This is a genomic window from Saccharopolyspora sp. NPDC045839 (genome assembly GCF_056431645.1).
This window is the reverse complement of record NZ_JBWKKH010000029.1, coordinates 111,853-118,930: the sequence shown is the minus strand read 5'-3', so window position 1 is coordinate 118,930 and position 7,078 is coordinate 111,853. Positions and strand designations below refer to the sequence as shown.

Here is a 7,078-nt window from a genome sequence, read left to right as displayed (position 1 = left end):
TCAGGACTCGAACGTCCAGGACAACAGAGTGCTCACCTGCCGGCCGGCTACCACCAGGAGTGTGCCCGACGGCTCACTCCCAGAACTGATTAGGACCGCTCAAGGCGTCTGGTACAAGTGCTACGTCGTGATGGACATCTTCTCCCGCTACGTGACCGGCTGGTTGGTCGCCGCGGCCGAAGACGCCGTCGTAGCCAAGGATTTCCTCGGCGAGGCCATCGCCCGCAACGACGTCGAGCCGCACACGATCCATGCCGACCGCGGCGGGGCGATGGTGTCCAAACCCGTCTCCGAGCTGCTGGTCGATCTCGGTGTCCTGCGGTCACATTCCCGACCCCGCACCTCCAACGACAACCCCTATTCCGAAGCCCAGTTCAAGACCATGAAATACGTCCCCGGCTTCCCCGAGAGGTTCGGTTCCCTGGAAGACGCCCGCGCGTTCTGCGACGGTTTCTTCCTGGCCTACAACCACGAACACCGCCACTCCGGCATCGGACTGCACACCCCCGCCTCCGTCCACTTCGGAACCGCCGAGCAGATCCGCTCCCAACGCCAGGCCACCCTCAACCAGGCATACGTCGCACACCCTGAACGCTTCACCCGCCGACCAAAACCACCCACCCTGCCTTGAAACAGGCCTGGATCAACCAACCCACCGAAGAGCAACAACCAGCCGGCTAAACACAAACCGTCTCAAGTTGACTTGACAAATACCGCCCGAGCCCTAACTTCTCGGCATTGCGGAGCGCCGCCGAAGGCTGACTGACCGGACCAGCCGCACACTCAGTCCTTCGACGGGATCGCTGTCGTCACCAGCGGCATCCGAATGCCGTGGATGAACTCCTTCATGGAGCACTGGATACAAACCTGCCGGCCCGACCGCTGGACCGCACCTCATAGGGGACCGGCGCCACCTGCTCCACGCGACTACGGGCGCACGCTCGGCCCGCCGCCGGGGACCAGGTGGGTGCATAGGCAGCGATCACTTCCCCGGCACCCGCAGTCGTATGCCGAGGAATGGGCTGCGGACGCCGTGCTCCGGCTGCCGCGCCGCGCGTGGAGGCCCCCTGTCAGGTCGGGGGCTCGCACGCCTTCTTTGGCGCGTCCTCGTCGCCTTCGATACCGGCCGCGAGGGCGGCTGGTGTCTCCAGTGCTTGTTTGAGGTCGCCAAGGAAGGCCATCGCGTCGCGGCCGTTGACCACGCGATGGTCGTAGACCAGACCGAGGTACGTGAACCGGCGGGCTTCCGGCCTGCCCCGCTGGTCCAGGACGAGCTGTTCGTCGATGCCGCCCAGGGAGAGCGCGCAGGTCTGGCCGGGGAAGACGATGGGGGTGGCGAAGACCACACCGTCGGCGGTGTGCGAAGCGATCAAGATGTTGGCGCCGGTGAGCTCGTCGGCTCGGAAAGTGCCGCGGACGGCTTTGTCGCGGAATCCTGTTATCACGTCGGCGATCTGGGCGACGCTCAGCGCAGCGGTGTTGTGTACGACCGGGGTGTACAGGCCCTTTCCGGCGTCCACGGCCACCGCGACGTGTGCGCAGGGGGCGGGCTGGATGGTGCCGTCGTCGAGGAGCCGAGTGAACAGGCTTGGGTGCGCCGGGAGTTGGTCTGCCACCGACTTGATGAGTAGGCCGAGCAGGGAGACGAAGCTGCCGGTGCGCTGGCGCAGTTGCCGGGCGAGGTCCTGAGCCTGGCCGACGTCGACCTTGGCGTAGGCGGCGGCCGCCGGGATGGTGCGCATCGACTCGGTGACCACGGCGCCCACCGCCCGCTGCTGCGCCGACAGTTGCCGGTCGGTGGGGGCACCGGCTTGCGCGGGGCGTGGCAGCAGCGCTTCGATGTCGGCTGCGCGGATCACGGTGCGGCCCAGTCCGCGCAGTTCGTTGTCGGTCAGGCCGTGCTGGTCCGCGAGGGCGCGCGCAGCCTTGGTGAGCGTCAGGCCGGCATCGGTTGCCGGCTCCGGCCGTGCGGTGGGGTCGACAGCCGGTGCGGAGAGGTAGGCATCGCGTTCGTCCGCCGAGGCGAAGAGGTGGGCGACGGTCTGACCGGGGCGGCAGTCAGCGCCGCCTGCGAGGAGGGTGTGCAGGATGCCGTCGGCGGTGCTGTCGATCTCTTCCTGGGTCTTGGAGGTCTCGATCACCACCAGCGGCTGCCCTTTCTTGATGCGTGCGCCGTGCTCGGCGAGCCATTCGACCAAGACGTAGCTGGCGTCGTTGGTGTTGAGGGTGGGCAGCTTGACGCTGATCACTGGGAAGCCTCCGTGAGAGCGCGGCGGAGTGCGGTCGCCTGGAGCAGGACGGTGTGCTCCAGGTGGGCGGCGGTGGGGATGACGCTCGGTTGGGCACTGAGCAGCAGTACGGGGCGGGCCAGCCGTCGCCACAGGTGCTCATGCAGCTGCTGGGCGAGCATTTCGCCCCAGGTGCCGCCTGCCGCGCTGTCCTCTGCGACACAGATGCGGCGGGCGCGGGACACCGTCGCTAGCAGCGGTTCGACGGTGAACGGGTAGAGCCGGGAGGGCACCAGGAGTTCGCAGGTGACTTCCTCCTCCAGCAGCAGGGTGCGCATGGCGGCGACGGCTCGCTCGGTCAGGCCCCCGGGGGCCAGGATGATCCAGTCCGGCTCAGCGCAGTCCACGGGGAACACGCGCGCGGTCCGGCTCGGGTCGTCGAGCAGCTCGTACCGGAAGAGGTCGTCGACGACCCCGCCCTGGTGCATCGTGCGGGTGTAGAGCGTCTTGTCCTCGAACAGCACGCACGGCTGCTCGCGGGAGAGCATGGCGGTGAGGACGTCCGCGTTGTCGTGGAACGGCGACATCTCGTGCAGGCTGAGCGCGGGGATGCCGATGAAGTGCTTCTGCAGGCTCTGACTGTGGGTCGGCCCGTAGCCCCGGTTGCCGCCGGTGGGGCAGCGGACCACCATGCTCATCGGAACGGTGCGGCCGTACATCGACACGGACTTGCTGGCGAAGTTCAGGAGTTGGTCGAAGGCGAGGGCGGCGAAGTCGGAGAACATCATTTCCACGACCGGGTGGTTGCCGGTCAGGGCGAGCCCGGCGGCGACGCCCACGATGCCGCCCTCGCTGATCGGCGAGGAGATCACCCGTTCCGGGTGGCGGTCCGACAGGCCCCGGGTGGCCTTGAAGGCGCCGCCGTACGGGTCGGCGATGTCCTCGCCGATGACGTAGGCGCGGGGATCGTTGTCGAGGAGCGTGTGCAGGGCCTGGTTGAGGTTGCCGATCACCCGCTCCGGCCTGGTCATGAGTGCTCCCAGCGGGACGCGGGGCGGGCCTGGACCTCGCGCACGACCTCGGCGATCGCCAGTCGCTGGCTCCGGTCCGCCACGGCGAAATGCTCCGGGTGCTGCTCCTCGTACCGGTGGTACCAGTCGTGCGCGGCCGCGTGCCGTATCACTTCGGCGGGGCGGGAGTCGTCTCCCTTGCTGTGTGGGCCCACGCGGTTCGTGGTGAACTCCACCACCAAGGGCTGGTGTTGGGTGCGGATGTCGTCGATCACGCCGGACAACTCCCGGCGCACCTGGGCGACATCATGAGAGGTGACGTGGTGGTACCGGATGCCGAAGGCCGCCGCGCGCGCCTGGATGGTGCCGGCCATCTGCCGCTCGGTCGGAGTGGACTGGGCGATCTTGTTGTTCTCGACCACGACCAGCAGGGGCAGCCGCCACAACTGGGCCATGTTGAGCGCCTCGTACACCGCGCCTTCGCCCCACGTGCCGTCGCCGATGTGCACCACCGCGATCCGTCCGGGCTCGGCCCGTCGCAGGTGCAGGGCGACACCCGCGGCCACCGGCAGGCTCTCGCCCTGTACGCCGGTGGACAGGTAGCGGTCGCGGTAGATGTGCTGGCTGCCGCCCACCCCGTGGCACACGGCGCCCTCGCGCCCCATGATCTCCGCCAGCAGGCCGTGCGGGTCCCGGAAGCGGGCCAGGTAGTGGCCGTGCCCGCGGTGGTTGCTGAAGACGTAGTCGCCCTCGTCCAGCAGTGCGTAGAGCGCGACGGGAATGTACTCCTGCCCGAGGCAGGTGTGCGTGGTGCCGTGCAGCAGACCCTGCGAGAACAGTTCCAGCAGGGCCAGTTCGAAGTGACGGATCATCAGCAGGGTGTCGAGGTCCTCGGCCGGTAGCCGCGACAGGGGCTCCGCTCCTGTCCGGGGCGGGGGCTCCGCGCCTGTCCGGGGCGCGGGTGCCATGGTCTCCGTCGCAGTGGTGCTGCCGCCGATGAGATGGGGTGCTGCGCTGGCCACAGTCGTCTCCTTAGAGTTCCTAACAAAGGGTTTTGATGTGTCAGTAGCAGACGATGCAGGTGGCCAGGCCGAGGAACGCCTCGTGGATGTCGTCGCGGCGTTCCCAGCGGATGCGGAGGCGTCGCATGCCGCGGTACCAGGCGATGGTGCGCTCGACGTCTACGCCCTTGGAGGTGGGCGCAACAGAAGGCTGCTCTGCGTGGAGTCTGATGTCATCCAACAAACCGCACTCCAAGGAATTGTTCGCATCGGCATACCCGACGCTAGCCACTCTCAAGTTCGAGTCGTGCTGATCGAACGTAAGCACACCGCGAGTGCAACGCCGCTTGACCGAGGGCAATTTGTGCAGGATTTTTGAGCCAAAAGGGCACCCTCAAGGTGTCCGGAGTTCACAGGCTGATCATTGGTATGGCTCATTTGGGCGGCAAATAAAGGACGGTTTCACCAGCGGCGACCGAAGGAACGCATAATGATCGTTGTCACCGGAGCAACCGGCGAACCGGGAAGTCCCGGACCAGACCGACTTCGAACACCGATGGCTGATCAACCCGCAGACCGGCGAGATCGTGCTATGGACGGCGGACTGTGGCATCGATGGACACACGCCCGTTGACCTTGACGATCTCGACCTGGTCTGCATCGACCCGCTGCCGTCATACGTCTGGTACCAGGACATGGCCGACTTCGCGGAGAGAATCAGCGACGAGGCAGCCGGCCGCAGACTCGCGCGAGCCATCCACGGCAAAGGCGCCTTCCGCCGCTTCAAGAACGAACTGCATGAAGAGCATCCGCACCTGCTACCGGCTTGGCACGCCTTCCGTGACGGTCGCGCACAGCGCCGGGCGGTTGAATGGCTGGTCGACAACTCGCTGGTCGATGACGAAACGGGCGAGCGTTTCGTGGGCGAAAGGGTGCGGGCGAGCGTCGGAGGTCCGCCCGCGCGGGCTAGACATCAGCGGCGGCTGAGCACCATCCTTTGTGGTCTGTTCAGAGGTGCGCCTGGTCCAGGCGGGCGAGGAGGCTGGGTTTGCGTGCGTGTTGCTGCCGCAGGGCTGTGCTGCGCTGGGTGAACTCGTGAGTTCGGCCGTCGCGTTCGGCCAGGGCGCGTAGGTCGGTGAGCAGTGTGACTGCGGCGTCGTACTCGGCGGGCTTGCGGGTGGCGATCATCGCGTCGACACGGGACCAGGCGTCGTCTTCATCGCGGGCCAGCTTGTCCAACCGTTGTTGGAGCGCGAGGGCTCGTGCCTTTTCCCGTCGTGCTTGCTCCGCAGCGCGCTGGGCGTCTTCGCGGCGTTGCCACTCGACCCGTCGGCGCGCCGCCTTGTCGAGGAGCTCGGTCAGCGTGCTGCCGTCAAGTAGGCACGTTCGGCACTGTCCGGCTGCTCCGGACCGGCGACAACGGCAGGTCCTGCTCGCACGCCACGGACTACTTCGTGCGGCTGTCCATCGGCTACTCGCTGGTACTGGGTTGCCGTCCAGCCACCCCGTGACGTCGCAAAATCATCAGGCTATGAACCATATGATCAGGATGATCAGGATGATCAGGATGATCAGGATGATCAGGATTGAAACCATGATCACGACCGGCCTGACACGGGGGCCCGGCTGCGGCGCCGTCGCGCGCTCCGGTTTTGGCCGGGGCAGGCTGCTCATCAAGTACTCCGGCACCGAGTCGCCGAGCTGGGTGACGTAGCGGGCACGCGGCCCCTCCCGGGTCAGCTCGATCGCGAATGAGACGTGCTGACCATCGTTGAGAGTCTTCCAGTTATTCGATTGGATGTCCGGGCGGCGCACGAGGACGTCCTTCTTGCCGACTCGGGGGTCCCCGTCGGCGTAGGCCAGCACCACGAGATAGCCGTAGCCCTGCTCGTCGTAGAACGACTTCACCACGCCCTCGGCCACAGGCTGCCTCCACGGTCTGCTCAGGACGCTTCGACATTTGCCGGACGCCGTGATCATTCGATGATGATCCTGCAATTGTATGAGGCGGCTGGTACGGCGCAGGTGGTTACCGCGCGATCAGTGCCTGAGAACTCCCGGATACTCGTCAGCCACACGACCCGAACACCAAGATCGCTCATATGCCTGGGCCGACCCGCCAGTCCACCAACATCGACAATGCCCCGGCCCAGGCAGGCCCACTCATGCGCAACTCAGCGAGCCGACCAGGCCCTCTTCTCCCTCCCGGCACGAGGCACCCGCTCCGGGACATGCGGCTCGACAGAAGAATCATCGTCCTGCTCCCCAACCGACCCGACGGTTGGGCTCCTGCGGCCAATGCGCGGACAAGTCCAAGAAGTCGATAACGTACGGGCTGGTCAGCCCAGCCTCAGTTCTGGTGGTGGGTTTGTGGGGTTCTTGGGGTTTGTGGGGTTTTCAGGGCCTTTGTTGTTGGGTTGGGACTTCTGCTCTTGGGGCCGAGCTCAGGTAATTGCCCACCCTGATCACCAGGAGGTTCATCTCGTAGGCGATCGTTCCCACGTCCGCTCCTTCTTCTCCCAGTATCGCCAGGCATGCTCCGGCGCCCGCTGCCGTTATGAAGACGAACGCGTGGTCCAGCTCCACCAGCGTTTGCCGGACTCCGCCGCCGCCGAAATGCCTTCCCGTTTCCTTCGCCAGGCTTTGGAAGGCCGCCGCCATCGCCGCCAAGTGCTCCGCGTCCGCTGTGGACAGACCCGCCGAACGGGCCATCAGCAGGCCATCCGCCGAGAGCACCACTCCCTCGCGGGCTCCCACCACCCGGGCCACCAGGTCGTCCAGCAGCCAGTTCAGCTCACCATCGGGGCCGATCCTGTCGGTCATCCGCGCATTTCCCCTT

General features: G+C 66.5%; 7 protein-coding genes and 1 pseudogene. 2 read left to right on the top strand and 6 right to left on the bottom strand.

Going from position 1 to position 7,078, the window contains the following annotated elements; all coding sequences use genetic code 11:
- A partial coding sequence (locus tag AC07EQ_RS32225) for a transposase (protein WP_478391602.1) occupies positions 1 to 631 on the top strand: 631 nt, incomplete at its 5' end.
- Between the two features lie 439 nt (positions 632 to 1,070).
- Here AC07EQ_RS32225 and AC07EQ_RS32220 read toward each other — a convergent pair.
- The 4 genes and pseudogenes from AC07EQ_RS32220 to AC07EQ_RS32205 form a co-directional block, all read right to left on the bottom strand.
- Positions 1,071 to 2,249, bottom strand: a complete 1,179-nt coding sequence (locus tag AC07EQ_RS32220) for a 2-oxo acid dehydrogenase subunit E2 (protein ID WP_478391601.1) — start codon at positions 2,247 to 2,249, stop codon at positions 1,071 to 1,073.
- A complete protein-coding gene (locus AC07EQ_RS32215) occupies positions 2,246 to 3,259 on the bottom strand; it encodes an alpha-ketoacid dehydrogenase subunit beta (protein WP_478391600.1) in 1,014 nt (337 codons plus the stop codon). The genes AC07EQ_RS32220 and AC07EQ_RS32215 overlap by 4 nt, the downstream gene beginning before the upstream one ends.
- Positions 3,256 to 4,260, bottom strand: a complete 1,005-nt coding sequence (locus tag AC07EQ_RS32210) for a thiamine pyrophosphate-dependent dehydrogenase E1 component subunit alpha (RefSeq protein WP_478391599.1) — start codon at positions 4,258 to 4,260, stop codon at positions 3,256 to 3,258. The genes AC07EQ_RS32215 and AC07EQ_RS32210 overlap by 4 nt, the downstream gene beginning before the upstream one ends.
- A gap of 40 nt (positions 4,261 to 4,300) precedes the next feature.
- A pseudogene (locus AC07EQ_RS32205) lies at positions 4,301 to 4,417 on the bottom strand (IS5/IS1182 family transposase); the annotation flags it as partial.
- Positions 4,418 to 4,736: 319 nt separating this feature from the next.
- Between AC07EQ_RS32205 and AC07EQ_RS32200 the strand changes: the two are divergent.
- Positions 4,737 to 5,330 (top strand): UPF0158 family protein, encoded by a 594-nt coding sequence (locus tag AC07EQ_RS32200; protein ID WP_478391598.1) that lies wholly within the window; start codon positions 4,737 to 4,739, stop codon positions 5,328 to 5,330.
- A 433-nt stretch (positions 5,331 to 5,763) separates the two neighbouring features.
- Here the strand turns inward: AC07EQ_RS32200 and AC07EQ_RS32195 are convergent, their stop codons facing one another.
- Both AC07EQ_RS32195 and AC07EQ_RS32190 read right to left on the bottom strand, forming a co-directional pair.
- Positions 5,764 to 6,162, bottom strand: coding sequence for a cold shock domain-containing protein (locus AC07EQ_RS32195; protein WP_478391597.1), 399 nt, complete (start codon positions 6,160 to 6,162; stop codon positions 5,764 to 5,766).
- A 474-nt stretch (positions 6,163 to 6,636) separates the two neighbouring features.
- Positions 6,637 to 7,062, bottom strand: coding sequence for a roadblock/LC7 domain-containing protein (locus AC07EQ_RS32190; RefSeq protein ID WP_478391596.1), 426 nt, complete (start codon positions 7,060 to 7,062; stop codon positions 6,637 to 6,639).
- Positions 7,063 to 7,078 lie beyond the last annotated feature (16 nt).

Coding starts and splice junctions, on each gene's coding strand:
- AC07EQ_RS32215 (WP_478391600.1), bottom strand. CDS start 3,259: ATGACCAGGCCGGAGCGGGTGATCGGCAACCTCAACCAGGCCCTGCAC.
- AC07EQ_RS32190 (WP_478391596.1), bottom strand. CDS start 7,062: ATGACCGACAGGATCGGCCCCGATGGTGAGCTGAACTGGCTGCTGGAC.